Genomic DNA, 25,613 nt, shown 5'->3' on the forward strand with positions numbered 1-25,613 from the left:
GCGGTGGGGTGCGACGGCTCGGCGTCGGTGGCGGCCGGCCGGCGCTGCGGGTCGGCCCGGCGGAGGGTAGCCGCCCGACGGCGGTTGGTCACCGGCGGGCGGCGGATAGCCACCGGGCGGGGGATAGCCGCCCGGGCCCGGTGCCCCGGACAGTGGTGCGGTGGGTTCGTCGGAGCCGGCCGGCCCGGGAACCCCCGACGGAGCGGCCGGGTCCGGCCGGTCGCCGGGGTCCCCCGCTCCGGGAGGGCGAGGTGGTTCAGTCATGGACGTCACGGTAGGGGCCGCGGGCAAGGCCGCACCAGAGCGACTTCCGACCGGGATGTCCGGATGATCGGCTCTGGCGCCGCCGCCTCCGCGGGCCGTGTGGCGCCGGTCGGATCGCCGTCCCAGGTTGATCATCGCGTCGGCGGGCGCGCCGACGTAGACTGGCACTCGTCCGTAGCGAGTGCCAGCAACCCGCCCGCCCCTCGGGGCGCGGGAGGTCCGACGTGCGACAGGAGGTGGGGAACGATGGGTCTCGACGACCGCAAGCTCGCCGTGCTGCGCGCGATCGTCGAGGACTACGTCGCCACGCAGGAGCCCGTCGGCAGCAAGTCGCTGGTCGAGCGGCACCAGCTCGGGGTCTCCCCGGCGACCGTCCGCAACGACATGGCCGTGCTGGAGGAGGAGGGCTACATCCGCCAGCCGCACACCAGCGCCGGCCGGGTGCCCACCGACCGCGGCTACCGGCTCTTCGTGGACCGGCTGTCCAGGGTCAAGCCGCTCAGCCCGGCCGAGCGCCGCGCGATCGAGCGTTTCCTGGTCGGCGCGGTCGACCTCGACGACGTGGTGCACCGCACCGTACGGCTGCTGGCGCAGCTGACCCGGCAGGTCGCCGTGGTGCAGTACCCGAGCCTGGCCCGCTCCTCCGTCCGCCACCTGGAGCTGGTGCCGATCTCCACGACCCGGCTGATGCTGGTCATGATCGCCGACACCGGCCGGGTCGAGCAGCGGCTGGTCGAGCTGCCCGGGCCGATCCCCGCCGACGACGTCACGGACCTGCGCCGGCTGGTCAACGAGAAGCTGGTCGGCACCCGGCTGTCCGAGACCCCGCCGCTGGTGCAGGCGCTGGTCGACGAGTCGGTGCCGCACCTGCGGCCGGCCATGACCACCCTCTCCACCGTGCTGCTGGAGACGCTGGTCGAGCGGCACGAGGAGCGGATCGCGCTGGCCGGCACGGCCAACCTCACCCGCGGCGGCCTGCTCGACTTCCAGGGCTCGCTGCGCCCCATCCTGGAGGCGCTGGAGGAGGAGGTCGTGCTGCTCAAGCTCATCGGCGAGGCGGAGCCGAGCACGACCCGGGTGCTGATCGGCGACGAGAACGAGATCGACAACCTGCGCGCCGCCTCGGTGGTCAGCACCGGCTACGGGCCGGGCGCGACGATCGTGGGTGGGCTCGGCGTGCTCGGGCCGACCCGGATGGACTACCCCGGCACCATCGCCACGGTGAGGGCCGTGGCACGCTACGTGGGCGAGCTGCTGGCCCAGAACTGACCAGTCAGGGCCGACGGCCGGCTCCGGCCGACGACCGGCGCAACGCGAGACGAACATGAGGACACGGAACGCAGTGGCCAGGGACTACTACGGCATTCTCGGGGTGAGCCGGGAAGCCTCCGACGACGAGATCAAGCGCGCCTACCGGAAGCTGGCGCGGCAGTTCCACCCGGACGTCAATCCGGACCCGGAGGCACAGGAGAAGTTCAAGGACATCAACGCCGCGTACGAGGTCCTCTCGGACGACCGGAAACGGCAGATCGTCGACCTGGGCGGCGACCCGCTCGCCCCTGGCGGCGGGGGCGCGGGCGGCCCGGGCGGTCCCGGCGGTGCCGGCCCGTTCGTCGGCTTCCAGGACATCATGGACGCGTTCTTCGGTGGCGCGGCCGGCGGGTCGCGGGGCCCGCGACCGCGGACCCGGCCGGGCGCCGACGCGATCCTGCGGCTGGAGCTGGACCTGAACGAGACCGCGTTCGGCGTCGAGGCGCCGATCACCGTCGACACCGCCGTGCTCTGCACCACCTGCTCCGGCGCCGGCACCGCGGCCGGCACCCACCTCGCCACCTGCGAGGCGTGCGGCGGCCGTGGCGAGGTGCAGTCGGTGCAGCGCACCTTCCTCGGTCAGGTGGTCTCCGCCCGCCCCTGCACCGTCTGCCAGGGCTACGGCACCACCATCCCGCACCCCTGCCCGACGTGCGCCGGCGACGGCCGCGTCCGCACCCGGCGTTCGCTGACCGTCAAGATCCCCGCCGGGGTCGAGGACGGCATGCGCATCCGGCTGGCCCAGCAGGGCGAGGTCGGCCCGGGCGGCGGCACCGCCGGCGACCTCTACGTCGAGATCCACGAGCGGCCGCACGACGTCTACTCCCGCAAGGGCGACGACCTGCACTGCCGGGTCACCGTGCCGATGACCGCCGCCGCCCTCGGCACCCGGCTGACCATCAAGACGCTCGACAGCGAGGAGACGGTCGACGTCAAGGCCGGCACCCAGCCGGGCAGCACGCTGCGGCTGCGCGCCCGAGGCGTGCCGCACCTGCGCGGCACCGGCCGGGGCGACCTCTACGTCCACCTCGACGTGCGCACCCCGACGAAGCTCGACGCCGACCAGGAGCGGATGCTGCGCGACTTCGCCAAGACCCGGGGCGAGGAGGTCGCCGAGCTGACCAAGCAGGGCGGCTTCTTCTCCCGGATGCGCGACGCCTTCAACGGCCACGCCTGACGCGCACGCCCCCGGGCCGCCGCGCTCCGCGGCGGCCCGGTCGGCTCCGCCGCCCTCGCCACCCCGACGGCCGCCGGGGCGGCTAGCCTGATCGTCGTGTCCGCGCCGCTGTTCCTGGTCGAGTCGCTGCCCACCGCCGACCGGCTGACCCTCGACGGCCCCGAGGGGCACCACGCCGCCACCGTGCAGCGGCTCCGCGTCGGCGAGGAACTGCTGCTCGCCGACGGGCGGGGCGGCACCGCCGCCGCCGTGGTCACCGCCGTCGGCCGCGGCACCCTCGACCTGGAGATCACCTCCCGGGGGTACGTCGACGCCTCCGTCCCGCGCCTGGTGGTGGTGCAGGGCATCGCCAAGGGCGACCGGGGCGAGCTGGCCGTGCAGGCGATGACCGAGGTCGGGGTGGACGAGATCGTGCCCTGGGCGGCGGCCCGCTCGGTCACCCAGTGGCGCGGCGACCGGGGCGTACGGGCGCGGGAGAAGTGGGCGGCGACCGCCCGGGAGGCGGCCAAGCAGGCCCGCCGCGCCTGGCTGCCCGTGGTGGCGGGGACGCCGGACGAGTCCACCGCCCGGGTCGCGCGCCGCATCGGCGGGGCCGCGGCGGCGTTCGTGCTGCACGAGGAGGCGCAGGAGCGGCTGACCACCGTCGAGCTGCCCGCCGCGGGCGAGATCGTGCTGGTCGTCGGGCCGGAGGGCGGGATCGCCGACAGCGAGCTGGACACCTTCACCGGGGCCGGGGCCCGCGCCGTCCGCCTGGGCCCGTCGGTGCTGCGTACCTCGACGGCCGGCGTGGCCGCCCTCGCGGTGCTCGCCACCCGCCTCGCCCGCTGGTGACGCTCAGCTGCGCAGGTAGGAGGCGCCGTTCAGGTCGACGATGGTGCCGGAGGCCCACTCCGACTGCGGGGAGGCGAGCCAGTGCACGGCGGCGGCGATCTCCTCGGGGCGGCCCACCCGGTTGAACGGGCTCTGCGCCCGGATGGCGGCGCCCCGCTCTCCGCGCAGGTGCTCCGTGGTCATGTCGGTCTCCACGAAGCCCGGGGCCACCGTGGCGACGGTGATGCCGTACGGGGCCAGGGCCACCGCCAGCGACTGCCCCAGCGCGTTCAGCCCCGCCTTGCTCGCCCCGTACGCCGGCTGCTCCGGCTCGCCCCGGAAGGCGCCCCGGGAGGAGACGTTGACAATCCGGCCGCCCCGGTCGCGCATGTGCTGGGCGGCGCACCAGATGACGTTGCCCGCGCCGGTCAGGTTGGTCTCCACCACCTGCCGCCACTGCGCGCGCCACTGGGCGTAGGAGGCGCCGAAGACCGGGTGCGGGGCGTCCCGGTCGCCGTACACCCCGGCGTTGTTGACCAGCACGTCCAGCCCGCCCAGCAGGCCGGCCGCCTCGTCCACCATGGCCCGTACGGCGTCCGGGTCGGTCAGGTCGGCGCGGACCACCACGTGCCCCTCGCCGGGCAGTTCGGCGCGCAGCCGCCCGGCCGCCTCCGCCGAGTCGCGGTGGTGGATCGCCACCCGGTCCCCGCTCGCCGCGAACGCCGTCGCCACCGCCCGTCCGATGCCGCGCGAGGCCCCCGTCACCAGTACCGCCCGTGAAGTCACGCCGGCCATCATGCCGCGCCGGCCCCGTGCGCCGTGATGAAGGGCCCCCTCGTCCACGGCGGGCGTCGGCAGGGAGCCCTTACTTACACTGCCCGGATGGGAACCGACTGCCTGTTCTGCCGCATCGTCGCCGGGGAGATCCCGGCCACCGTCGTGCGGGAAACCGCCACCACGCTCGCCTTCCGCGACATCGGCCCGAAGGCGCCGGTGCACGTGCTGGTCATCCCGAAGGAGCACTACGCCGACGTGGCGACGCTCGCCCAGGGCGACCCGGCGCTGGCCGGCGAGGTGCTCGCCACGGCCGCCGCGGTGGCCGAGGACGAGGGGCTGCTCGGCGACGGCTTCCGGCTGATGTTCAACACCGGCGCGTACGGCGGCCAGGAGGTCTTCCACGTGCACGCGCACGTGCTCGGCGGGGCGCCGCTGGGCCCGATGCTGGCCCGGGACCTCGCGTGACGGCGGTCGACGACCGCCTGTCCCGGCTGGTGCGCACGGTCCAGGCGCAGGCCCGGGTGCCGGCGGTCTCGGCGGCCCTGCACCGGGCCGACCGCCCGCTGTGGACGTGCACGGTCGGCGGCACCGGCAACGACACCGAGCTGGGGCCGGGCACCCGGTTCCGGATCGGCTCGGTCACGAAGACGTTCACCGCCGTGCTGACGCTCCAGTGCCGCGACGCCGGCCTGCTCGACCTGGACGACCCGCTGGGCCGCCACCTGGACCTGCCGGCCCACGGCGAGCTGACCGTGCGCCGGCTGCTGTCGCACACCGCCGGCCTGCAACGGGAGCCGTACGGCGACGTCTGGGACAGCCTGCGCGCGCCCGACGTCGACGAGCTGGTCGCCGACCTCGCCCGGGCCGAGCGGGTGCTGCCGCCGGGCCGCCGCTACCACTACTCCAACCTCGGCATGGCGCTGCTCGGCCGGCTCGTCGGCCACCTGCGGGGCGGCACCTGGGCGGAGGTGCTCGCCGAGCGGGTGCTGACCCCGCTGGGGCTGGCCGACACCTCGGTGACGCCGGGCCCGCACGCCGCGACCGGGTTCCTGGTCGACGCGTACTCCGACGAGGCGCACCCGGAACCGCCCACGGACTTCGGCGCGGTGGGGCCGGCGGCCCAGCTCTGGAGCACCGCCACCGACATGGCCCGCTGGGCGGCCTTCCTCGCCGACCCGGCGGCGCTGGACCCGGCGGGCGCGGTGCTCGCCCCGGCCACGCTGGAGGAGATGCGCTGGCCGGCGACGGTGACCGACGAGACGCTCTGGGCCGGCGGCTTCGGGCTCGGGCTGATCCTGGTGCCGCAGGGCAAGCGGATCATGCACGTCGGGCACGACGGCGCGATGCCCGGCTTCCTGGCCGGCGTCTACGGCCGGCGCGGCGGCGAGGGGACTCCGGGCGCGATGGGCGTCGCCGTGCTCGGCTCCTCCGGCACCGCCGGCGAGGTCCTCGACCTGCCGCACCGGCTGCTGGCCGCCGCCGTCGAGCACGACCCGGCCGACGTCGCGCCGTGGCGGCCGGGCCCGCCCGCCCCGGAGGGCGTACGCGGGCTGCTCGGCCGCTGGTGGGGCGAGGGCTTCGAGTACGTCTTCTCGTGGCACGACGGCGCGCTGCGGGCCCGGGGCGCCGACGACCCGGCGGGGAAGCCGCCGGCGGTCTTCGCGCCGCTGCCCGACCAGCCGGACGTCTACCGCACGGTCTCCGGGCGCGAGGTGGGCGAGCTGCTGCGGCTCACCCGGGACGAGCACGGCGCGGTGGTCCGGATGCACTGGGCGACCTACCGGTTCACCCGCACCCAGGAGACCTTCGACCGGTACGACTTCCGCGCCGGCTCCTGACGGCGGCGCACGGGCGGGGCGGGGCCGACGCGGGCCGCGTCCCGCCCGTGCCGTCCCGCAGGCGCGGAAATGGGCACGGTGCCGCCGCTGTTGAGCAGATACGATGGAGGCAACGTCAGCGCGCCGCGCCAGCAGGCCCGGCGCCGAGTTCGAGAGCAGGTGGCGCAGGGCCCCTCGGCCCGACCTATGACCGGCACCCCACCTCCCGGCCCGCCCCGGGTGCAGACCAGGATCACCGTTCCGGATTCCAAGATCATGGTCAACCTGCTCGGCGCGGGTGACGAGATCCTGCGACTGGTCGAGCGCTCGGTCAACAGTGACGTGCACGTCCGGGGCAACGAGATCACCATCACCGGCGCCCCCGCCGACAACGCCCTCGCCGAGCGGATCTTCAGCGAGCTGCTCGAACTCATCGAGAAAGGCGAGACCCTGACCACTGACGCCGTCCGGCGTACCGTCGGCATGCTCGAGCAGGGCGGCGCCGAGCGGCCCGCCGAGGTCCTGACGCTCAACATCCTCTCCCGGCGCGGGCGCACCATCCGCCCCAAGACGCTGGGGCAGAAGCGCTACGTCGACGCGATCGACGCGCACACCATCGTCTTCGGCATCGGCCCCGCCGGCACCGGCAAGACCTACCTGGCCATGGCCAAGGCCGTCCAGGCCCTGCAGGCCAAGCAGGTCAACCGGATCATCCTCACCCGGCCGGCGGTCGAGGCGGGGGAGCGGCTCGGCTTCCTGCCCGGCACGCTCAACGAGAAGATCGACCCCTACCTGCGTCCGCTCTACGACGCGCTGCACGACATGCTCGACCCCGACACCATCCCCAAGCTGATGGCGGCGGGCACGATCGAGGTCGCGCCGCTGGCGTACATGCGGGGGCGTACCCTCAACGACGCGTTCATCATCCTCGACGAGGCACAGAACACCACGCCCGAGCAGATGAAGATGTTCCTCACCCGGCTCGGCTTCGGTTCCAAGATCGTCGTCACCGGTGACGTCACCCAGGTCGACCTCCCCGGCGGCACGACCAGCGGCCTGCGGGTGGTCCGGGAGATCCTGGAGAACGTCGAGGACGTGCACTTCGCCCAGCTCTCCAGCTCGGACGTGGTCCGCCACCGGCTGGTCGGGGAGATCGTCGACGCGTACGCCCGCTGGGACGCCGAGCGGGAGAACCAGCAGGCGCAGAGCGTGCACGCCGTGCCCGGGCGGACAGCCCAGGGCGGCCGGGCCGGCCGGCGCCGCTAGACCACCGAGGGAAGACTGTTGTCCATCGAGATCGCCAACGAGTCCGGCGTCGACGTCGACACCGACGCCGTGCTCGCCGTCGCCCGGCACGCCCTCGACGAGATGGGGGTCAACCCCCTCGCCGAGCTGTCCGTGCTGCTGGTCGACATCGACTACATGACCGAGCTGAACCACCGGTGGATGGGCGGCGACGGCCCGACCGACGTGCTCGCCTTCCCCATGGACGAGGGCAGCGTCGACCACGGGCCCGGCGAGTCGACCGCCGCCGGCGAGCCGGCGCTGCTCGGCGACATCGTGCTCTGCCCGGAGGTGGCGGCCAAGCAGGCGGCCACCGCCGGCCACTCCGCCGCCGACGAGCTGCACCTGCTCACCGTGCACGGCGTGCTGCACCTGCTCGGCTACGACCACGCCGAGCCGGAGGAGGAGCGGGAGATGTTCGCGCTCCAGGCCCGACTGCTGGCGAGCTGGCGGTCGACCCGGTCCCGGTGATGGACGCCCCGACACTGGCGGCCGGCGCCACCGGCCTGCCCGACCTGCAACTGCTGGTCTCCGCGGCCGGCCTGGTGGTGCTGGCCGGCCTGATCGCGATGACCGAGGCGGCCCTCGCCGCGGTCTCGCCCGCCCGCGCCGCCGAGCTGGCCCGCGACGGCGTACGGGGCGCGCGCACGCTCCAGGCCGTCGCCGGGGACGTGGTCCGCCACCTCAACCTGCTCCTGCTGCTGCGGCTGCTCGCCGAGCTGACCGCCACCACGCTGGTGGCGCTCGTCGCGGTGGACACCTTCGGCGCGGGCTGGCGCGCGGCGCTGATCACCGCCGGCGCGATGACCGTGATCAGCTTCGTGGTGGTCGGGGTCGGCCCGCGCACCCTCGGCCGGCAGCACGCGTACGTGGTCGGGCGGTCCGTCGCGCCCCTGGTCCGCTGGCTGGGCCGGGCGCTGAACCCGCTCGCCTCGCTGCTGATCCTGATCGGCAACGCGGTCACCCCGGGGCGCGGCTTCCGGGAGGGGCCGTTCGCCACCCAGGTGGAGCTGCGCGAGCTGGTCGACCTCGCCGAGCAGCGCGGCGTCGTGGAGCACGGCGAGCGCCAGATGATCCACTCCGTCTTCGCGCTCGGCGACACGATCGCCCGCGAGGTGATGGTGCCGCGCACCGAGATGGTGTGGATCGAGGAGCGCAAGACGCTCTCCCAGGCGCTGGCGCTCTTCCTGCGCTCCGGGTTCTCCCGGATCCCGGTCATCGGCGAGAGCGTCGACGACGTGCTCGGCGTGCTCTACCTCAAGGACCTGATCCGGCGCACCCAGGGCGGCGCCCCGGAGGACCGCCAGCTCCCGGTCGCCGAGCTGATGCGCCCCGCCACCTTCGTACCGGAGTCCAAGCCGGTCGACGACCTGCTCTCGGAGATGCAGGCCGCCCGCAACCACCTGGTCATCGTCGTCGACGAGTACGGCGGCACCGGGGGGCTGGTCACGATCGAGGACATCCTGGAGGAGATCGTCGGCGAGATCACCGACGAGTACGATGTCGAGCGCCCGCCGGTCGAGCACCTCGACGACGGGGCGGTGCGGGTCACCGCGCGGCTCCCGGTGGAGGACCTGGGCGAGCTGTTCGACACCGAGCTGCCCACCGACGAGGTGGAGACCGTCGGCGGCCTGCTCGCCCAGTCCCTGGGCCGCGTCCCGATCCCGGGGGCGCAGGTCGAGGTCGCCGGGCTCCGGCTGGTCGCCGAGGGCACCACCGGCCGACGCAACCGGATCGACACCGTGCTGGTGAGCCGGGTGGAGTCGACCGACACGCAGGACGGCCCGGGCCGCGGCGAGCACGCCGAGCCCCGGGGCGACACGAACCGAACCGAGGAGAGGCAACCCGCCGATGCCTGAGTCACCCGCCGTACCGGCCGCCCGGCCGACCCCGTCCGACCCGATCGAGCTGAGCGCCGAGGACGGCAAGCTGGTCGTCCTGGCCCGGGGCGCGCGCGGCCGGGTGGGCGCCGTGGAGGGCGCGGCGGTACGCGACCAGGACGGGCGGACGTACGCCGCGGCCAGCGTCTCGCTGCCCTCGCTGACGATCACCGCGCTCCAGCTCGCGGTGGCCTCGGCGGCGGCGGCCGGCGCGAGCCGGCTGGAGGCCGCCGTGGTGGTGACCGAGGCGTCGACGCTGGACGGCGCCGGGCACGCGGCGGTGCGGGACCTCGCGGTCGACGCGCCGATCCACGTGGCCGCGCCGGACGGCACCGTGCTGGGCACGGTGGTCGAGTGAGCGGGCGGACGGCTGCCGGCGAGCGGGGCGGGGTCGCGGCGTGAGCGACCTGGAGCAGCGCCCCTACCGGGCCGGTTTCGCCTGTTTCGTCGGCCGCCCGAACGCCGGGAAGTCGACGCTGACCAACGCGATCGTCGGGCAGAAGATCGCCATCACCTCCAACAAGCCGCAGACCACCCGGCACGTCATCCGGGCCGTCCTGCACCGCCCGGACTCCCAGCTCGTGCTGGTCGACACCCCGGGCCTGCACCGCCCCCGCACGCTGCTCGGCGAGCGCCTCAACGACCTGGTCCGACAGACCTGGAGCGAGGTCGACGTGATCGGCCTCTGCATCCCGGCGGACGAGCCGATCGGGCGCGGCGACCGGTTCATCACCGGCGAGCTGGCCGAGCTGAAGGCCACGGTGCTGGCGGTGGTCACCAAGACCGACCTGGTGGACCGCAGGCGGCTGGCCGAGCAGTTGCTCGCCGTCAGCGAGCTGGGCGAGTTCGCCGAGGTGGTGCCGGTCAGCGCGGTCTCCGGGCACCAGGTGGACACCCTCGTCGAGGTGATGACCCGCTACCTGCCCGAGTCGCCGCAGCTCTACCCGGACGACATGCTCACCGACGACCCGGAGCAGGTGCTGGTCGCCGAGCTGATCCGGGAGGCGGCCCTGGAGGGCGTCCGTGACGAGCTGCCGCACTCCATCGCGGTGGTCGTCGAGGAGATGGTCCCCGAGGGCAAGCTCATGAAGATCTACGCCGACGTGTACGTCGAGCGGCCCAGCCAGAAGGCGATCGTGATCGGCCACCGGGCCAGCCGGCTCAAGGAGGTCGGCACGACCGCGCGGCGGCAGATCGAGGAGCTGCTCGGCACCCGGGTCTACCTCGACCTGCACGTCCGGGTGGCGAAGGACTGGCAGCGGGACCCGAAGCAGCTGCGCAAGCTGGGATTCTGACCGGACGCCGGGCCGGGTGCGCCCCGGCCCGGCGTCCCGGGCATGATCGATGTCGGTCGGCCGGGTGGAAGATGTCACGTTCGCGTGGGGTGCTGGCGGTTTGCCGGGGCCGCTCCGGAGGGTAGGGGAAGGACCAGCCCCCGTGCCCCCGGACATAGATGCAGGCTGATGCGAAACCGATACCTTGACCTGCTCCGCTTCCTGGCCATCGTTCGAGTCGTGGTCTACCACGTCACCGGATGGGCCACCCTGACCCTCGTCTTCCCGGCGATGTCGGTGATGTTCGCGCTCGCCGGCTCGCTGATGGCCGCCTCGCTGCAACGGTGGGGGCCGGGGGCGGTCGTACGCCGGCTGCGTCGCCTGCTGCCGTCACTCTGGGTGGTCGCCGCGGTCTTCGTACCCGCCATGCTGCTCACCGGGCTGCCGCTGAGCCCGAAGGTGCTGCTCTGGATCTTCCCCGTCGCCGATCCGCCGGCCAACGGCTGGGGTGCGATCGCGTTGAGCGTGATCTGGTACCTGCGCGACTACCTCTGGTTCGTGCTCGCCTCCCCGGTCGCCCTCTGGCTGTTCCGGCGCGCCCCGGTGCCCACGCTGGTCGCCCCGTACGCCGTGCTCGCCGCGGCCGAGCTGGGCCTGCTGCCGGCGCTGCCGGGGGCGCTGCACCACTTCGGGCTCTACTTCGGCGCCTGGCTGCTCGGCTTCGCCCACCAGGCCGGCATGCTGCGTCGCCTGGCCACCCGGGTGCTGGTGCCCGTCGCGCTGGCTCTCGCCGCCGCCGGGGCCGCCTGGATCGTCACCCACCCCGGACCCCGTGGGTACGACCTGAACGACAACCCCCTCGGCAACGCCCTCTGGTCGGCGGCCTTCATCCTCGTCCTGCTCGGGCGGGCGCCGGCGGGCGCGCGCTGGGTGGACCGCAGGGCCGTGTTCGGCCGGGTCGTGACCGTGTTCAACCGGCGGGCGCTCACCGTCTACCTGTGGCACATGCCGTTCGTGGCGGCGCTCACCCCGCTGGTGGACGTGGTGGGCTGGTCGCACCAGGATCCGCTCGGCCTGGCGGTCCGGGTGGTCCTGGTCTTCGCCCTGGTCGCGGTGGTGACCGCCCTGGTCGGCTGGGTGGAGGACGTGGCGGCCCGTCGGCCGCCGGAGCTGGTTCCCGGCGGCTCCCGCCCCGCCCCGACCGGCGCCGGTTCACCCGCCCCGCCCGGCCCCGGGGCGCCGCCCGCTCCGGCCACCGCCGCGCGGTCCGGTCCGGCCACCGGGCGGGCCGGCGTGCCGTCGCCGCGCGCCGCCCGGGATCCGCAGACCGTCGAGATCAGCGCTGGGTGACCGTCTGGTTGCCGCCGCCGGTGGAGAGGTCGAGCACCAGCGAGGCGGTCGGATCGTGGGTCACGCCCAGCCGGGTGTCGCCGCCGCCGGCCGCGGAACGGACCTGGTAGCGGCCCGCGGGCACGACGAGCTTGATGTCGCCGCTGGAGGTGTGCGTACGCGCCGAGGCGGGCGTGGTCAGGTCGACGGTGATGTTGCCGGAGCCCGCCTCGGCGTCCACCCCGGCGCCGAGGCGGCGCCCGGTGATGTCGCCGGAGCCGGCGCGCAGGGTCACGGCGCCCGGGGCGCCGTCCACGTCGATGTTGCCGGAGCCGGTCGTGACGGTGACCGCGCCGGCGGCGCCGGTCACCCTGACGTCACCCGAGCCGGTCTCCGCCACGACGGGGCCGTCGGCGCCGGTCACCCGGACGTTGCCGGAACCGAGCCGGATCTCCACCGCGCCGACCTTGGTCAGCTGGACGTCACCGGAGTCGGTCTCGCCCGTCACGCTCACCCCCTCCGGGGCGGTGACGTCGTAGGAGACGCTGCAGTCCTTGCCGCAGTCGGTGTCCAGCATCAGTTCGGTGCCGTTGATCTCGTACGTGGTGTCGGGCTGGCCGCCGTGGTAGCGCACCACCCGCTTGATTCGCACCTCGTCGTCCGTGCTGGCGGTGCGGACGGTCACGTCGCCGGACCCCGGAAGCACCCGGATGGCGGTGATCCGGGCCGCTTCGGTGTTGTCGTAGTCGAGCCGACGGGAGGCCAGGTTGTCGCACCCGGCGACGACGATCAGGGTGGCGGCCGCGGCGAGCGCCGCGGCGGTCCGGTGGAGAGCCATGCGAGCACGCTACGAGCCACGGCGCGCGCCGCGCATCGGGGGTTCTTCGCGCGTCCACCCCGAGCCGACCCTGATTTCGCACCCCGAGGGAGAATGGTCCGATGGCCGGGTACCGCCGACAGCTCTACCGCGACGACGCGGTGGTCCTGCGCGTGCAGAAGCTCGGCGAGTCCGACCGGATCATCACCCTGCTCACCCGCCGGCACGGCCGGCTGCGGGCGGTGGCCCGCGGGATCCGCCGCACCACCAGCAAGTTCGGCGCCCGGCTGGAGCCGTTCGGGCACGTCGACCTCCAGCTCGCCGGCGACCCGAAGGGCAACCAGGGCAGCTCGCTGCACACGGTCAGCCAGGTCGAGGGCATCGACCTCTACGGCAAGCGGTTCCTCGGCGACTATCCCCGCTACACGGCCGCCAGCGCGATCGCCGAGACCGCCGAGCGGCTCACCCCGGTGGAGCGGGAGCCGTCGCTGCGGCTGTTCCAGCTCACCCTCGGCGCGCTGCGGGCGCTCGCCGGTGGCAGCCACGACACCACCCTGGTGCTCGACGCGTACCTGCTGCGCGGGATGGCCCTCGCGGGCTGGGCGCCGGCGCTGACCGCCTGCGCCGTCTGCGGCACGCCCGGGCGGCACCGGGCGTTCTCCGTACCGGCCGGGGGCGCGGTCTGCCCGGACTGCCGGCCCCCCGGCGCGGCCCATCCCGCCCCGGCCACCATCGACCTGATGTCCGCGCTGACCACCGGCGACTGGCGGGTCGCCGACGCCACCGAGACCGGCGTACGCCGGGAGTGCAGCGGCCTCGTCGCGGCGCACCTGCAGTGGCACCTGGAGCGCGCGCTACGCTCGCTGCCGCTGGTCGACCGGGGTGCCCCGGCGGCCGGCCCGGTCCCGCCGCCGCGGGGCGTGGGGGCCGGAGCGGATGGCGTGAGCAGGGAGAGAGCCGAGTGATCCGATCGATGAGGGCCGGCCGGCGCGAGCCGGTGCCGCCGACACCGCACCCGTCGGGCGCCCGGCCGCCGGCGTTGCCCGCCGAGGCGGTGCCCCGGCACGTCGCCGTGGTGATGGACGGCAACGGCCGGTGGGCCAAGGAGCGCGGGCTGCCTCGCACCAAGGGCCACGAGGCGGGGGAGTTCTCCCTGTTCGACACCATCGAGGGCGCCATCGAGCTGGGCATTCCCTACCTGTCGGCGTACGCCTTCTCCACCGAGAACTGGCGGCGCTCGCCGGACGAGGTCCGGTTCCTGATGGGCTTCAACCGGGACGTCATCCGCCGCCGCCGCGACCAGCTGGTCGACCTGGGGGTGCGGGTGGTCTGGTCCGGCCGGGCCGGCCGGCTCTGGAAGAGCGTCATCTCCGAGCTGCAGACGGCGGAGGAGATGTCCCGGGGCAACTCCACCCTGACCCTCCAGTTCTGCGTCAACTACGGCGGGCAGGCCGAGATCGCCGACGCCGCCGCCGCGATCGCCCGGGACGCGGCCGCGGGCAGGCTCGACCCGGCGAAGGTCACCGAGAAGACGGTGGCGAAGTACCTCTACCACCCGGAGGTCCCCGAGGTGGACCTCTTCCTCCGTCCCTCCGGCGAGCAGCGGATCTCCAACTACCTGCTCTGGCAGACCGCGTACGCCGAACTGGTGTTCCTCGACACGCTGTGGCCCGACTTCGACCGTCGGCACCTCTGGTACGCCTGCGAGCTGTACGCCCAGCGGGACCGCCGCTTCGGCGGCGCGCTGCCCAACCCGGTCGCCCCGCCGTCCTGAGGCTTACCGCTCCGCCGCGCGGGGTATTTCTCCGGTCAGCAGCCACTGACGGAGGTGAACCCACATGATCCAGAAGCGTATTGCCCAGTGGGCGTTGATGGCGGTCGCGGTGCCGCTGGCGGCGGCCGGCGCGCGTCGGCTCAGCCACACGCTGGAGGCCCGCCGCGGCCCGTCCGGGGTGAGCCGCCTGCTCACCAAGGGTGCCGACATGCTCCGCCCGCGGAAGGCGAAGCGCCGCCGCTTCTTCTGACCCCGCCGGTCAGCGTCGCCCCGCGGCGCTGACCTCCCCTCCCCGTCCGCCCCGTCCCCGCCGCCACTTCGCGGGGTTCGGGGTTTCGGGGTGGGTGCGGGGTGGGGGTGCCTAGGATCGGGGGCGGGGTGGGTGCCCCGGACCGCGTCGAGCCTCGGGGGTGGGGATGCGGGATCTCCGGTACAAGATGATCATGGCGCTGAACGCCGCCGACCTCGGTGACCCGATCTGCGCGCAGGTGGCCGAGATCTGCGCCGAGATCGCCGAGCAGCACTGCCACGAGCTCGGCCACGCGCCGCAGCCGCGCTCCGGCGAGATCGGCGAGCTGGCCACGGGCGAACCGGCGCTCACCTGGGCGCCGACCGAGACCGGGCAGCGTGCCTGGTGACGCCTCCCGCCGACCCACCGGCCGCGCCAGTCGGTTCCGGCGCGGCGTCGGGCCGCCGACCGGTGACGCGGTGACCGCCCCCGCTCCGGCCGTCGACGTCCGGCGGGCCGACGACCGCTTCGCCACCCGGATCTCCTGGCTCGACTCGAAGCACTCGTTCTCGTTCTCCCGGCACTACGACCCGGCCAACACCCACCACGGTCTGCTGCTGGTCAACAACGACGACGTGGTCCGGCCGGGCGCCGGCTTCGAGACCCACCCGCACCAGGACATGGAGATCGTCACCTGGGTGTTGCGCGGGTCGCTGGTGCACCAGGACTCCACCGGCCACTCCGGCGTGATCTATCCGGGGCTGGCGCAGCGGATGAGCGCGGGCACCGGCATCCTGCACTCGGAGAAGAACGACTCCTGGCGGCTCGACGGCCGCGACCCGCACACCGATCCCGTCCACTTCGTGCAGATGTGGGTGCTCCCGGACGAGCAGGGCATCGACCCCGGCTACGAACAGCTCGAGATCCACGACGAGCTCCTGCGCGGCGGCCTGGTGCCCGTCGCCTCCGGGATGGACCGCCACGACGGCGCCGCGGCGATCCGGATCCGGAACCGCTTCGCCGCCCTGCACGCCGCCCGGCTCCGCCCCGGCGACGAGGTCGATCTCCCGGACGCGCCCTTCGTCCATCTCTACGTGCCGGCCGGCGCGGTCACCCTGGAGGGCGGCGGCCTGCTCGGCACCGGCGACGCCGCCCGGCTCACCATGACGGGCGGGCGACGGGTCACCGCCACCGAGCCGGCCGAGATCCTGGTCTGGGAGATGCACGCCACCATCGCCTGACCCGCCACCTCCGCCACCCGTTCTCGCCGGGGTCGGGGGTCAGGCCTGGATTTCGGAGCGGTCGGCGGACCAGAGGGTGTGGAAGGTGCCGTCGCGGTCCACCCGGTGGTAGGTGTGCGCGCCGAAGTTGTCCCGCAGCCCCTGGACCAGCGCCGCCGGGAGGCGCTCGGCGCGCAGCGCGTCGAAGTACGCCAGCGACGAGGCGAACGCCGGCGCCGGCACCCCGGCCCGGGCCGCCTCGGCAACCACCCTGCGCCAGCTCGGCACGCCGTCGTTGACGGTGTCGGCGAACCACGGCGCGACCAGCAGCGTCGGCAGCTCCGGCCGGTCGTCGTACGCCTGCCGGATGCGGTCGAGGAAGCGGGCGCGGATGATGCAGCCGCCCCGCCAGATCGTCGCGGTGCCGCCCAGGTCGATGCCCCAGTCGTACTCCCGGGAGCCGGCCCGGATGTGGTCGAAGCCCTGCGCGTACGCGACGATCTTGGAGGCGAGCAGCGCGCGGCGGACGTCCTCGACGAAGGTCTCCCGGTCCCCGACCTGCCACGTGTCGCCCGCGTCCGGGAACGCCCCGCGCGCCGCCGCCCGCTGGTCGGCGTGCCCGGACAGCGACCGGGCGAACGTCGCCTCGGCGATGCCGGTGATGGGGATGCCCAGGTCGAGGGCGCTCTGCACCGTCCAGCGGCCGGTGCCCTTCTGCTCGGCGCGGTCCAGCACGACGTCCACGAACGCCCGCCCGGTGGCCGCGTCGGTGTGCGCCAGCACGTCCGCGGTGATCTCGATGAGGAAGGACTCCAACTCGCCGGAGTTCCAGTCGCGGAAGATCTCGGCGATCTCCGCCGGCTCCGCGCCCAGCCCCGCCCGCAGCAGGTCGTACGCCTCGGCGATGAGCTGCATGTCGGCGTACTCGATGCCGTTGTGCACCATCTTGACGAAGTGCCCGGCGCCGTCCGGCCCGATGTGCCGGCAGCACGGCACCCCGTCCACCTGCGCGGCGATCCTCTCGAAGATCGGGCCGAGCGTGCGGTAGGACTCCGCCGACCCGCCGGGCATGATGCTCGGGCCGCGCAGCGCACCCTCCTCGCCGCCGGAGACGCCGGTGCCGACGAAGTGCAGCCCGTGGGCCCGCAGCGCCTCCTCCCGCCGGCGGGTGTCGGCGAAGTGCGCGTTGCCGCAGTCCACGACGATGTCGCCGGGGTCGAGCAGTGGCACCAGTTCGTCGATCACGGCGTCGGTGGGCCCGCCCGCCTTGACCATCACGATCACCGCCCTCGGCCGCTCCAGCGAGGCGACGAAGTCCGCCATCGACTCGGCGGGCAGGAAGGTCCCCTCGTCGCCGTGCTCCGCGACGAGGCTGCGGGTGCGCTCCGGCGAGCGGTTGTGCAGCGCCACGGTGAAGCCGTTGCGGGCCAGGTTCCGGGCCAGGTTGCGGCCCATGACCGCCAGCCCGGTCACGCCGATCCGCGCCGTCGCCCGCTCGGCCATCCGTCCGCCGCCTTCCGCCGTCCACGTCTGCCGCTGTGACCGTATCGCGGCCGGTGGCGGGCGCGGTGCGGTGCGGTGTTCGACAGCCCGTCACCGCCGGGTCGCGGTGCGCCTGCGGTCGGGCATGCCGATCGTGCCGGTAATTCGGATGCGCGCCCCGTGCGGTGGGGTTAGCGTGTGGGCATGCGCAACTGACGCCCCATCTCCGAGCCGACCCGCCGCCCTGGTGCCGTGGGTCCGCGTGCTCCCGGGCGTCCGCATTCCCACCCTGTCGCCGAGGCGGCGGTGTCCTTCGTGGTCGCACCCGGGGAGCAGTCCCGATTCCGCCCGACCGTCGCGCGACGGTCACCGACCGGCGGCCCGCCCCGTCCGACGACGGGACGGCCCGCAGACCGAGGAGGCCCGGATGCCCGCCAAGCGCAACCCGAAGAAGTCCCGCACCGTCACGCCGAAGCCGACCGTCGCCGACCTGACGCCGATCGAGGTGGACGCGATCGCGGTCGCCCCGGCGTCGGTCCCGGCGCTGCCGGCGACGCCACCGACGAAGGCCGGTCCGCCCGCGCGGGGTGCCGGGGCCCGCAACCCCGGGGGCCGGAGCCAGCAGGCGCCGCAGGCCCGCCGGTACGCCTTCCGGCGCAGCTGACGAGCAGCACCACCGCCACCGGCGGCCAGGAACCAGCGGGCGGAGGCGAATCCTGCCGTTGGCGCGGCCGACGACGGCGGGCCGGGAAACCCGGGGGCGGGGCCGCGGATGACGCCGCGACCCCGCCCCGTCACCCCGGCCCCGGTCAGGAGTGCGCGGCCACCGGTGCCTCCGTCCGGCCCGCCGCGTCGGCCGGGCGCTGCCGGCCGACGCCGAGCGCCAGGCCGGACAACCCGGCCGCCATCAGCACGCTCACCACGACCTTGAGCGGAACGCCCTCGCTGACGAACTCGAGGACCTGCCCGCCGGTGAGGACGAGCGGCACCCACAGCGACACCATGCCGGCCCGCCACGCCCCGAACGCCAGCACCAGGAGGCCGATCATCCAGCCCAGCAGCCACACGGCGAACGACGCCATCACGAACGGGTCGTTGTCGAGGGCGTCGACGACCGGTCGGACGGCCTCGGCGTCGACGCCGGCACCGGCGAGGGCTCCGAAGAAGGCGTTGTAGTGCCAGAGGTGGACGCTGGAGAAGTAGAGGCCGAGCAGGGCGATGCCGCCGCCGACGGTGGCGACCAGCGGCTTGCGCCGACCGAGCGCCACGGCCAGGCCGGCCATCGCCGGCAGCAGCAGCAGGTGCGCCAGGGCGAACAGGACGGTCTCCACCCGCCACGCGCCGAGGTTCCCGGCGGCCACCGCCACGTTGCCGGCGGTCTCGGACACGTCGTCCGGGAACATCACCCAGTAGAACGCGTTCGCGACGCCGTAGAGAACGCCGGCCGCGGCCAGCGCGACCGCCGTCAGCCGCCGGCCGTACCGTCGCCCGGTCCTGTCATCCATCGTGTCTCCCCTCGAGAAGTGTGTGGTGGACGGTAGGAGCCGGCCCGGGGCCCGATCGTCGGCCGACGGGTTGAGCCGAGGGTGGAGCGTTCCGCCGGGCCTTCTACACCCGTGGGTGGACGCCCGGCCGCGGTCGCCGCCGATACCCTTCGCACCATGTCAGCCGCCGCCCCCGACAACCGACGTCTCCCGCGGGGTCTCGTCGTCGCCACGGTCGCCGGTCTCGCGCTGTTCGGGTTCGGCCTGGCCGAGCTGTACGTTCCGATCGCCGGCTACGTCGAAGGCCAGGGGCCCGACCTCGCGGCGCTGCCGGCCGGCTGGCTCGCCGTGCTCACCGTGCTGCTCGTCGGCTACGGCCTCGCGGTGGCGGTCTGCACGACGTACCCGCGAGCGGCGGCCGTCCTCGCCGGCGCCTGTTTCACCGCGCAGAGCTTCACGCCCGTCCTCCCGGAGTGGCCTGTCGTGCCGCTCCTGGCGCTGCTCCTCGCCTGCTTCGGCTGCGTCGCCCTGGGGGGACGCGCCGCACCGACCGTCGCCACGGTCAGCTACTTCGTCGCGCTCGGCGTCGAGAACACCGCCGCCGGGGACTCGGACTGGGTGTTCATCGTGTTCGTCGCGCTCGCGGTGCTGGGTCCGGGCTACGCGGTCCGGATGCGCCGCGCGCAGGCGGTGCGTCTGGTCGCGTTGGCCGCCGAGCGGGAGGCCGCCGCGCGGACGGACGAACGGCTGCGGGTGGCCCGGGAACTGCACGACATCGTCTCGCACGGTGTCTCGGTGATGGTGCTGCAGGCCGGCGCCGCCGAGGCCGTGCTCGACTCGGACACGCGCCAGGCCCGCGAGTCACTGGAGGCGGTGCAGGACGTGGGGCGCGACGTGGTCACCGAACTGCGCAGGTTGCTGGTCATCCTGCGCGGCTCGGAACCGGCACCGGAGGGACTGCCCTCGCTGCGGCAGCTCGACGCGTTGACCACCGCGGTACGCGTCGCCGGCGGGCGGGTCGAGGTCACCGTCACGGGCGATCTCGGCGCGCTTCCGGTCGCCGCCGACGTCAACGCCTACCGGATCCTCCAGGAGGCGCTGACGAACGCCGCCAGGCACGCCCCCGGCGCGACCGTCGACGTCTCGATCGACGTGGGCGACACCCGGCTCCGGCTGCACGTCGTCGACGACGGGCCCGGTCCCGCCCGCCGTGGCGTCGGCACCGGCCACGGGCTGACCGGCATCCGGGAACGGGCCGAGCTGTTCGGCGGCACGGTCGTCGCGGGCCCGCGCGAGCAGGGCGGCTTCGAGGTTCGCGTGGAGCTTTCGTTGGGTCTCGACGGCTCGGCGTCAGCGCTCTCTCCGACGGGCACGACGGCGTGACCCGGGTGCTCATCGCCGACGACGAGGCCCTCGTCCGCGGCGGACTCCGGATGATCCTCGGCGCGCAGCCCGACATCGAGGTGGTCGCCGACGCGGCCGACGGCGAGGACGCCGTACTGCTCGCGGCACGCCTCAAGCCCGACGTCGTCCTGATGGACATCCACATGCCGAGGCTGGACGGCATCGCCGCGACGGAGCGGATCCTGGCGGAGTGCGCCGACATCCGGATCATCGTGCTGACCACCTTCGACCTGGACGAGTACGTCTACCGGGCGCTGCGGGCCGGGGCGTCCGGATTCATGCTCAAGACCACCCCGCCGAAGGACCTCGCGGGCGCCCTGCAGGCCGCCGCGCGTGGCGACGCGCTGCTGTCCCCGTCGATCACCCGCAGGCTGATCGACCACTACACGGCGACGGCGCCGGCGGCGACCGCCGGCAGCCCGGGCCTGGCGGAGCTGACCGCCCGGGAGACGGAGGTGCTGCGGATGATGGCCGACGGCCTGTCCAACCGGGAGATCGCCCACCAGCTCTTCCTCGGCGAGGCGACGGTGAAGACGCACGTCAACCGCATCTTCGCCAAGCTCGGGGTGCGCGACCGGGTGCAGGCCGTCGTGTTGGCGTACCAGACCGGCATGGCCCAGGTCCGGCGTCGGTAGGGCGACAGACCGCCGGGCCTCGCCACCGTGGCCGTGGCGCCGGCAGCCGCCGCCCCTCAGCCGATCAGGGGCCGGAACGTGCCGAGCAGCACGCTGACCGTCAGCGCCGCGCCGGCCAGCAGCGCCGCCCCGGCGATCAGCAGCCCGTCGGCGGCGCCGAAGCGTTGCCGCCGGGCGACCGTACGCGGGGTGCCGGCGTCGAAGCCGCGGGCGTCCATCGCCACGGCCAGCCGGGTGCCCCGGCGGATCGCCCCGACCAGCAGGGCGAAGGCGGTGGAGACGAACAGCCGCAGCTTCGCCAGCGGGTTGCGTCCCGCCGCCACCCCGCGGGCGCGGCGGGCCATTGCGATCATCTGCCACTCCTGCCCGAGCAGCGGCACCAGCCGGAACGCCGCCAACGCCCCGATGGCGAACCGGGCCGGCGCCTTCGCGTTCTGGATCAGGGCGTCCGCCAGGTCGGTGGGGTCGGTGGTGGCGAACACGATCACGCCGGGCAGCGCCACGGCGAACATGCGCAGCACCAGGCCGAGCGCGGTGAGCAGCACCCCGGAGGTGACCACCGCGGGGCCGGCCTCGACCAGCACCCGGCCGGAGCGCTCGGCCGCGAAGAGCACCAGCGTCACCACGATGCCGACCGCGCCGATCAGCAGCGGCCAGGCCCGCCGGGCCAGCACCCGGAAGCGGACCCCGAACAGCGGCAGCACGGCCAGCTCGACGGCGATGGCGATCGCCGGGGCCACCGGGTCCAGGGTGGCGACGAGGATGAACGAGAACACCAGCGCCGCGGCGAGCTTGGCCACCGGGTTGCGCCGGGCCAGCGGCGCGTCGGGGGCGGCGACGGGTTCGAGGGAGATCACGGCCGCTCCGGGACGGGACGGGCGGGGCGCGCGGCCGGCGCCGGACCGGCCATGGTCCGGCGACGCCGCGGGTGCGTGGCCGGCGCGTTGTGCGAGCTGGTCACGGCCGCTCCAGGGTGACGCGCCGGTCGGCCAGAGCGGCCACGAACTCCGGGTCGTGGGTGACGGCGACCAGGCCGTGCCCGGCGTCGCGCAGCTCGGCGAAGAGGTCCACCAGTTCCAGCCAGGTCCGCCGGTCCTGGCCGAAGGTGGGTTCGTCGCAGACGAGCAGGCGGGGCGCGGTGGCCAGGGCCGTCGCCACGCTCAGCCGCCGCGCCTCCCCACCGGACAGGGTGTACGGGTTGGCCGCGGCGAGCTTCGTCAACCGCAGCCGGGACAGCAGGTCGTCGACGGTGGACCGGACCGCCGTCTCGGGCTGGCCGGTGCGGCGCGGGCCGAGGGCCAGCTCGTCGAAGACGGTGGTGGCGACGAACTGGTGCTCCGGGTCCTGGAAGACCGAGCCGATCCGCCGGGCCAGCGCCGGGGCGCGCCAGCGGTGCGGGGGAGTGCGGGCGTCGGAGCCGGCCAGCGCCGCCGTCGCCACGACCCGGCCGGCTCCCGGCTTGAGCAGCCCGCCGAGCAGCAGCGCGAGGGTCGACTTTCCCGCCCCGTTCGGGCCGAGCACGGCGAGCGCCTCGCCGGCGCGTACCGCCAGGTCGACGGCGGCCAGCCGGGGCGGCAGGCCGAGCCGGTCGGCGGTGAGCAGCAGGTCGCCGGCCGGCGCGGTGGCGTGGCGGGGCGGCACGGGCCGGCCGGGCACCCAGACGCCCGCGGCGGCGAGCGCCTCGCCGTGGGCGCCGAAGACGGCCTGGGGCGTGCCGTCCGCGCGGACGCCGCCGCCCGGTTCGAGCACGACCACCCGGTCGACCAGCGGCAGCGCCTCGGCGACCCGGTGCTCGACCAGGATCAGGGTGGTGTCGGCGTCCAGCGCGCCGGCCACCGCCGCACGGACCAGCGCGGCGCCGGTCGGGTCCAGGTTGGCGGTCGGCTCGTCGAGCAGCAGCAGCCCGGGCCGCAGGGCCAGCACCCCCGCCAGGGCGAGGCGTTGCTGCTCGCCGCCGGAGAGGGCCGCGGTGGGTCGGTCCCGGTGGTACGGGAAGCCGACCCGGGCCAGCGCCTCGTCGACGCGGGGCCAGATCTCCTCGGCGGGGACCCCCCGGTTCTCCAGCCCGAACGCCACGTCGTCGCCGCTGCGGGCCATCACGAGCTGGGTCTCCGGGTCCTGGAAGACGATGCCGACCCGTTCCCGGCCCTTGCGGGGGTCGAGCCCGTCGATCTCGACGGTGCCCTCCTGTTCGCCCGAGTCCTCGGGCAGCAGCCCGGCCAGCGCGGCGAGCAGGGTGCTCTTGCCGGCGCCCGACGGCCCGAGCAGCAGCACCCGCTCGCCCGCCTCGACGCGCAGGTCCACCCCGCGCACGGCCCACGCCCGACGCCCGGCGTGCCGCCACCCGAACCCCCGCAGCGTCACCGCCCCCACGCCGTCCCCCTTCCGGCCCACGCGCGGGCGTCGATCATGAGGTCGGCGGCACCCACGGAGATCCACGTCGCCGTCCACCTCATGATCAACCCCGATTCCGGTGGTGCGGGTCAGACGGCGGCGCGTTCGCGGCCGGCGGGGAAGCGGTCCAGGACGCCGGTGCCCGCCAGGGCGCGGGTGAGGGCCCAGCCGCCGGCGCCGGCGACGGCGGCGGCGCTGACGACGGTGAGCAGGGCGTACGGGATCCGGTAGCTGCCGAGCGCGTAGTCGACGTTCCACACGAAGAAGTCGAACAGCGCCGCGCCGAGGCCGGTCAGCGCACCGGCGAGCAGCGCGGTGGGCAGCCGGAACGAGCGGTACCGGAACGCGGCGAAGGCCACCTCGGCGCCGAGCCCCTGGATGAGGCCCTGGACGATGGTGATGCCGCCCCACTCCGAGCCGAGCAGCGCGGAGACCGTCGCCGCCACCGCCTCGCAGAAGAGCGCCGCGCCGGGCTTGCGGATCACCAGGCCGCCGAGCACGGCCGGGACCAGCCAGACGCCGTACATGATCGCCTGGCCGGCCGGGAAGAACGCGAACGCCGGGTCGACGGCCCGCCACAGCAGGCCCCAGGCCCAGAAGATGACGCCGAACGCCACCGCGATCACCGCGGCGATGACGACGTCGAGTGTGCGCCACCGGGTGGTCGTGTTGTCTCGCATGATTGCTCCCAGTCCTGAACGCGAACCAGGAGAAGACGCACGCCGCGCCCGGTGTGGCCGGACGGCGACGCGGCTGGAGGTCGACCGAACTCCCTGCGCTGGCATTACCCAGATCAGGTTCGAGGGTCTGCGGGCGGTGCCCGCACTCTCAGCGCTGTGCGCTCCCCTGTCGGATGTGAAGTTGTCGCGCCGACGCTAACACCTTTGAAGATCATCGGGCAAAGTGATCTTTCCGCTGGTCACCAGCGCGTTCGCTCGATCTCGTCGGTTCCGGCCGGTACTCTCGGGCGGCCACTGGCGGAATCGGCGGAGGAAACCACGTGACATCCGAGGTTGACCGCTCCGTGCCGGATGGGCGCACCCCGGGGGCGGTCGGTGTGGCCGCGCCGGGCGGACCACCGCACGAGCCGGCGGGCGGCGGCGGGAGCGCCTGGCGGGTCGGGTCGGTCGAGGTGCTCGCGGGCCTGCTGGTCCTGCTGGTCGTCTTCCGTGAGCCGCTCGCCGGGGCCCTGTCCGCGCCCCGGCTGCAGACCTGGACCACCGTCTTCGTCTCGGTCATGGTGCAGGCGGTGCCGTTCCTGGTCTTCGGGGTGGTCCTCTCCGCCGTGATCGCGGTCTTCGTGCCCCGGTCGTTCTGGGCCCGGGCGCTGCCCCGGCACCCCGCGCTCGCGGTGCCCGTGGCGAGCGCGGCCGGCGTGGTGCTGCCCGGCTGCGAGTGCGGGTCCGTGCCGATCGCCGGGTCGCTGATCCGGCGCGGGGTCACCCCGGCCGCCGCGCTGGCCTTCCTGCTCGCCGCCCCGGCCATCAACCCGATCGTGCTCACCGCCACCGCGGTGGCCTTCCCCGACGCCCCGGAGATGGTCCTCGGCCGCGGCGTCGCGAGCCTGGTCGTCGCCATGGTGATGGGGTGGCTGTGGCTGCGCCTCGGCCGGGCCGACTGGATCCGGCTGCCGCGCCGGCCGGAGCTGGACGACGGCCCGCGCGGGCGGGCGTTCTGGGCGGCGGTCCGGCACGACGTCACCCACGCCGGCGGGTTCCTGGTGGTCGGCGCGGCGGCCGCCGCCACCATCAACGTCGTCGTGCCCGAGCGCTGGTTGCAGACCCTCGCCGAGGACCCGGTGCTCTCGGTGCTTGCGCTGGCCGTGCTCGCGGTGCTGCTCTCCCTCTGCTCGGAGGCCGACGCCTTCGTGGCCGCCTCGCTGTCGCAGTTCTCGCTGACCGCCCGACTGGTCTTCCTGGTGGTGGGGCCGATGGTCGACCTCAAGCTCGTCGCGATGCAGACCGGCGTCTTCGGCCGTCGGTTCGCGCTGCGGTTCGCCCCGGCCACCTTCGCGGTGGCCGTCGCGGTCGCCGCCGCGACCGGGGCGGTGCTGGTGTGAACCGGCAGGCGCAGGCCGTCGTCCTGCTGCTGCTCGGGGGCGCCGTGGTCCGGGCCAGCCTCACCGACCTCTACCTGCGCTACGTCAAGGAGGGGCTGCGCCCCTTCCTGGTCGCCGCGGGCCTGCTGCTGGTCGTCGCCGCGGTCATGACCCTCTGGTACGAGCTGCGTCCCGTCCTCCGGCGCGCCGGAG

Annotated in this window: 27 protein-coding genes, 1 pseudogene and 1 riboswitch; of the genes and pseudogenes, 21 read left to right on the forward strand and 7 right to left on the reverse strand. The window is 74.6% G+C overall.

Annotation, left to right across the window (positions count from 1 at the left end):
• The first annotated feature begins 510 nt into the window (after window positions 1–510).
• The 3 genes from hrcA to AB0L34_RS20770 all read left to right on the forward strand — a co-directional run bounded on the left by hrcA (window position 511) and on the right by AB0L34_RS20770 (window position 3,583).
• Complete coding sequence (gene hrcA / locus AB0L34_RS20760; RefSeq protein ID WP_350710805.1) at window positions 511–1,533, forward strand: heat-inducible transcriptional repressor HrcA; 1,023 nt, start codon at window positions 511–513, stop codon at window positions 1,531–1,533.
• A gap of 73 nt (window positions 1,534–1,606) precedes the next feature.
• Window positions 1,607–2,752 (forward strand): molecular chaperone DnaJ, encoded by a 1,146-nt coding sequence (dnaJ, locus tag AB0L34_RS20765; protein ID WP_350710901.1) that lies wholly within the window; start codon window positions 1,607–1,609, stop codon window positions 2,750–2,752.
• A gap of 96 nt (window positions 2,753–2,848) precedes the next feature.
• A complete protein-coding gene (locus tag AB0L34_RS20770; RefSeq protein ID WP_363705929.1) occupies window positions 2,849–3,583 on the forward strand; it encodes a 16S rRNA (uracil(1498)-N(3))-methyltransferase in 735 nt (244 codons plus the stop codon).
• Window positions 3,584–3,586: 3 nt separating this feature from the next.
• Here the strand turns inward: AB0L34_RS20770 and AB0L34_RS20775 are convergent, their stop codons facing one another.
• Complete coding sequence (locus AB0L34_RS20775) at window positions 3,587–4,348, reverse strand: SDR family oxidoreductase (RefSeq protein ID WP_357460426.1); 762 nt, start codon at window positions 4,346–4,348, stop codon at window positions 3,587–3,589.
• Between the two features lie 96 nt (window positions 4,349–4,444).
• On the opposite strand from AB0L34_RS20775, the gene AB0L34_RS20780 reads away from it, so the two are divergent.
• The 8 genes from AB0L34_RS20780 to AB0L34_RS20815 all read left to right on the forward strand — a co-directional run bounded on the left by AB0L34_RS20780 (window position 4,445) and on the right by AB0L34_RS20815 (window position 11,944).
• Window positions 4,445–4,804, forward strand: coding sequence for a histidine triad nucleotide-binding protein (locus tag AB0L34_RS20780; protein WP_350710800.1), 360 nt, complete (start codon window positions 4,445–4,447; stop codon window positions 4,802–4,804).
• Window positions 4,801–6,177, forward strand: a complete 1,377-nt coding sequence (locus tag AB0L34_RS20785) for a serine hydrolase domain-containing protein (protein ID WP_363705930.1) — start codon at window positions 4,801–4,803, stop codon at window positions 6,175–6,177. Before AB0L34_RS20780 ends, AB0L34_RS20785 begins: the two co-directional genes overlap by 4 nt.
• A 186-nt stretch (window positions 6,178–6,363) precedes the next feature.
• Entirely contained in the window at window positions 6,364–7,422 is a 1,059-nt protein-coding gene (locus AB0L34_RS20790) for a PhoH family protein (protein ID WP_350710796.1), read from the forward strand.
• Between the two features lie 18 nt (window positions 7,423–7,440).
• Window positions 7,441–7,911, forward strand: coding sequence for an rRNA maturation RNase YbeY (gene ybeY / locus AB0L34_RS20795; RefSeq protein WP_350684821.1), 471 nt, complete (start codon window positions 7,441–7,443; stop codon window positions 7,909–7,911).
• A complete protein-coding gene (locus tag AB0L34_RS20800) occupies window positions 7,911–9,299 on the forward strand; it encodes a hemolysin family protein (protein ID WP_363705931.1) in 1,389 nt (462 codons plus the stop codon). The genes ybeY and AB0L34_RS20800 overlap by 1 nt, the downstream gene beginning before the upstream one ends.
• A complete protein-coding gene (locus tag AB0L34_RS20805; RefSeq protein WP_350710790.1) occupies window positions 9,292–9,678 on the forward strand; it encodes a cytidine deaminase in 387 nt (128 codons plus the stop codon). Before AB0L34_RS20800 ends, AB0L34_RS20805 begins: the two co-directional genes overlap by 8 nt.
• Before the next feature lie 40 nt (window positions 9,679–9,718).
• The gene (gene era, locus AB0L34_RS20810; RefSeq protein WP_350710789.1) at window positions 9,719–10,615 is read left to right on the forward strand and encodes a GTPase Era; all 897 of its coding nucleotides are present in this window, start codon (window positions 9,719–9,721) and stop codon (window positions 10,613–10,615) included.
• A 168-nt stretch (window positions 10,616–10,783) separates the two neighbouring features.
• A complete protein-coding gene (locus AB0L34_RS20815) occupies window positions 10,784–11,944 on the forward strand; it encodes an acyltransferase (protein ID WP_363705932.1) in 1,161 nt (386 codons plus the stop codon).
• Here the strand turns inward: AB0L34_RS20815 and AB0L34_RS20820 are convergent.
• A complete protein-coding gene (locus AB0L34_RS20820; protein ID WP_363705933.1) occupies window positions 11,931–12,761 on the reverse strand; it encodes a DUF4097 family beta strand repeat-containing protein in 831 nt (276 codons plus the stop codon). The two genes, AB0L34_RS20815 and AB0L34_RS20820, sit on opposite strands and share 14 nt — an antisense overlap.
• A 101-nt stretch (window positions 12,762–12,862) precedes the next feature.
• Between AB0L34_RS20820 and recO the strand changes: the two genes are divergently transcribed.
• From recO to AB0L34_RS20845, 5 genes are all read left to right on the forward strand, one after another.
• A complete protein-coding gene (recO, locus tag AB0L34_RS20825; RefSeq protein WP_363705934.1) occupies window positions 12,863–13,705 on the forward strand; it encodes a DNA repair protein RecO in 843 nt (280 codons plus the stop codon).
• Window positions 13,706–13,713: 8 nt separating this feature from the next.
• On the forward strand, window positions 13,714–14,514 hold the full coding sequence (locus AB0L34_RS20830) for an isoprenyl transferase (protein ID WP_357460517.1): 801 nt from the start codon (window positions 13,714–13,716) through the stop codon (window positions 14,512–14,514).
• A 64-nt stretch (window positions 14,515–14,578) separates the two neighbouring features.
• Complete coding sequence (locus AB0L34_RS20835) at window positions 14,579–14,764, forward strand: hypothetical protein (RefSeq protein ID WP_350710782.1); 186 nt, start codon at window positions 14,579–14,581, stop codon at window positions 14,762–14,764.
• A gap of 166 nt (window positions 14,765–14,930) precedes the next feature.
• Window positions 14,931–15,152: a thioredoxin reductase gene (locus tag AB0L34_RS20840; RefSeq protein WP_350710780.1), complete on the forward strand. Its 222-nt coding sequence runs from the start codon at window positions 14,931–14,933 to the stop codon at window positions 15,150–15,152.
• A gap of 70 nt (window positions 15,153–15,222) precedes the next feature.
• Window positions 15,223–15,984, forward strand: coding sequence for a pirin family protein (locus AB0L34_RS20845; RefSeq protein WP_363705935.1), 762 nt, complete (start codon window positions 15,223–15,225; stop codon window positions 15,982–15,984).
• A 39-nt stretch (window positions 15,985–16,023) separates the two neighbouring features.
• Here the strand turns inward: AB0L34_RS20845 and gndA are convergent, their stop codons facing one another.
• The gene (gene gndA, locus AB0L34_RS20850; protein WP_357460448.1) at window positions 16,024–17,466 is read right to left on the reverse strand and encodes an NADP-dependent phosphogluconate dehydrogenase; all 1,443 of its coding nucleotides are present in this window, start codon (window positions 17,464–17,466) and stop codon (window positions 16,024–16,026) included.
• Between the two features lie 406 nt (window positions 17,467–17,872).
• On the opposite strand from gndA, the gene AB0L34_RS20855 reads away from it, so the two are divergent.
• Complete coding sequence (locus AB0L34_RS20855; protein ID WP_363705936.1) at window positions 17,873–18,109, forward strand: hypothetical protein; 237 nt, start codon at window positions 17,873–17,875, stop codon at window positions 18,107–18,109.
• A 145-nt stretch (window positions 18,110–18,254) separates the two neighbouring features.
• Here AB0L34_RS20855 and AB0L34_RS20860 read toward each other — a convergent pair whose 3' ends face one another.
• Window positions 18,255–18,950, reverse strand: coding sequence for a hypothetical protein (locus AB0L34_RS20860; RefSeq protein ID WP_363705937.1), 696 nt, complete (start codon window positions 18,948–18,950; stop codon window positions 18,255–18,257).
• 156 nt (window positions 18,951–19,106) lie between these two features.
• Between AB0L34_RS20860 and AB0L34_RS20865 the strand changes: the two genes are divergently transcribed.
• On the forward strand, window positions 19,107–20,312 hold the full coding sequence (locus AB0L34_RS20865; RefSeq protein WP_363705938.1) for a sensor histidine kinase: 1,206 nt from the start codon (window positions 19,107–19,109) through the stop codon (window positions 20,310–20,312).
• A complete protein-coding gene (locus AB0L34_RS20870; protein ID WP_357460458.1) occupies window positions 20,309–20,968 on the forward strand; it encodes a response regulator transcription factor in 660 nt (219 codons plus the stop codon). Before AB0L34_RS20865 ends, AB0L34_RS20870 begins: the two co-directional genes overlap by 4 nt.
• 56 nt (window positions 20,969–21,024) lie before the next feature.
• On the opposite strand, the gene AB0L34_RS20875 is transcribed toward AB0L34_RS20870, so the two are convergent.
• The 3 genes from AB0L34_RS20875 to AB0L34_RS20885 form a co-directional block, all read right to left on the reverse strand.
• A complete protein-coding gene (locus tag AB0L34_RS20875) occupies window positions 21,025–21,825 on the reverse strand; it encodes an energy-coupling factor transporter transmembrane component T (RefSeq protein ID WP_363705939.1) in 801 nt (266 codons plus the stop codon).
• A 100-nt stretch (window positions 21,826–21,925) separates the two neighbouring features.
• Window positions 21,926–23,341, reverse strand: a complete 1,416-nt coding sequence (locus tag AB0L34_RS20880; RefSeq protein ID WP_363705940.1) for an ABC transporter ATP-binding protein — start codon at window positions 23,339–23,341, stop codon at window positions 21,926–21,928.
• A gap of 110 nt (window positions 23,342–23,451) precedes the next feature.
• Window positions 23,452–24,042 carry an ECF transporter S component gene (locus AB0L34_RS20885; protein WP_363705941.1) on the reverse strand — a complete coding sequence of 197 codons (591 nt, stop codon included), beginning with the start codon at window positions 24,040–24,042 and terminating at the stop codon, window positions 23,452–23,454.
• 72 nt (window positions 24,043–24,114) lie between these two features.
• Window positions 24,115–24,220, reverse strand: a riboswitch (TPP riboswitch).
• Window positions 24,221–24,419: 199 nt separating this feature from the next.
• Here AB0L34_RS20885 and AB0L34_RS20890 point away from each other — a divergent pair.
• Together AB0L34_RS20890 and AB0L34_RS20895 are read left to right on the forward strand one after the other, a co-directional pair.
• The gene (locus tag AB0L34_RS20890) at window positions 24,420–25,421 is read left to right on the forward strand and encodes a permease (protein ID WP_363705942.1); all 1,002 of its coding nucleotides are present in this window, start codon (window positions 24,420–24,422) and stop codon (window positions 25,419–25,421) included.
• Window positions 25,418–25,613: pseudogene (locus AB0L34_RS20895) on the forward strand (TIGR03943 family protein); the annotation flags it as partial. The gene AB0L34_RS20890 and the pseudogene AB0L34_RS20895, both read left to right, overlap by 4 nt.

Origin of the sequence: Micromonospora sp. NPDC052213, from assembly GCF_040679695.1 — a bacterium.
In the GTDB taxonomy this organism is placed as follows: Bacteria; Actinomycetota; Actinomycetes; order Mycobacteriales; family Micromonosporaceae; genus Micromonospora.

What these genes read in the sequence shown, in the direction of transcription:
- hrcA (WP_350710805.1), top strand. Translation starts at nt 511, where the DNA reads ATGGGTCTCGACGACCGCAAGCTCGCCGTGCTGCGCGCGATCGTCGAG.
- AB0L34_RS20780 (WP_350710800.1), top strand. Translation starts at nt 4,445, where the DNA reads ATGGGAACCGACTGCCTGTTCTGCCGCATCGTCGCCGGGGAGATCCCG.
- AB0L34_RS20790 (WP_350710796.1), top strand. Translation starts at nt 6,364, where the DNA reads ATGACCGGCACCCCACCTCCCGGCCCGCCCCGGGTGCAGACCAGGATC.
- AB0L34_RS20800 (WP_363705931.1), top strand. Translation starts at nt 7,911, where the DNA reads ATGGACGCCCCGACACTGGCGGCCGGCGCCACCGGCCTGCCCGACCTG.
- AB0L34_RS20805 (WP_350710790.1), top strand. Translation starts at nt 9,292, where the DNA reads ATGCCTGAGTCACCCGCCGTACCGGCCGCCCGGCCGACCCCGTCCGAC.
- AB0L34_RS20815 (WP_363705932.1), top strand. Translation starts at nt 10,784, where the DNA reads ATGCGAAACCGATACCTTGACCTGCTCCGCTTCCTGGCCATCGTTCGA.
- AB0L34_RS20820 (WP_363705933.1), bottom strand. Translation starts at nt 12,761, where the DNA reads ATGGCTCTCCACCGGACCGCCGCGGCGCTCGCCGCGGCCGCCACCCTG.
- recO (WP_363705934.1), top strand. Translation starts at nt 12,863, where the DNA reads ATGGCCGGGTACCGCCGACAGCTCTACCGCGACGACGCGGTGGTCCTG.
- AB0L34_RS20830 (WP_357460517.1), top strand. Translation starts at nt 13,714, where the DNA reads ATGAGGGCCGGCCGGCGCGAGCCGGTGCCGCCGACACCGCACCCGTCG.
- AB0L34_RS20835 (WP_350710782.1), top strand. Translation starts at nt 14,579, where the DNA reads ATGATCCAGAAGCGTATTGCCCAGTGGGCGTTGATGGCGGTCGCGGTG.
- AB0L34_RS20840 (WP_350710780.1), top strand. Translation starts at nt 14,931, where the DNA reads ATGCGGGATCTCCGGTACAAGATGATCATGGCGCTGAACGCCGCCGAC.
- gndA (WP_357460448.1), bottom strand. Translation starts at nt 17,466, where the DNA reads ATGGCCGAGCGGGCGACGGCGCGGATCGGCGTGACCGGGCTGGCGGTC.
- AB0L34_RS20855 (WP_363705936.1), top strand. Translation starts at nt 17,873, where the DNA reads ATGCCCGCCAAGCGCAACCCGAAGAAGTCCCGCACCGTCACGCCGAAG.
- AB0L34_RS20860 (WP_363705937.1), bottom strand. Translation starts at nt 18,950, where the DNA reads ATGGATGACAGGACCGGGCGACGGTACGGCCGGCGGCTGACGGCGGTC.
- AB0L34_RS20865 (WP_363705938.1), top strand. Translation starts at nt 19,107, where the DNA reads ATGTCAGCCGCCGCCCCCGACAACCGACGTCTCCCGCGGGGTCTCGTC.
- AB0L34_RS20885 (WP_363705941.1), bottom strand. Translation starts at nt 24,042, where the DNA reads ATGCGAGACAACACGACCACCCGGTGGCGCACACTCGACGTCGTCATC.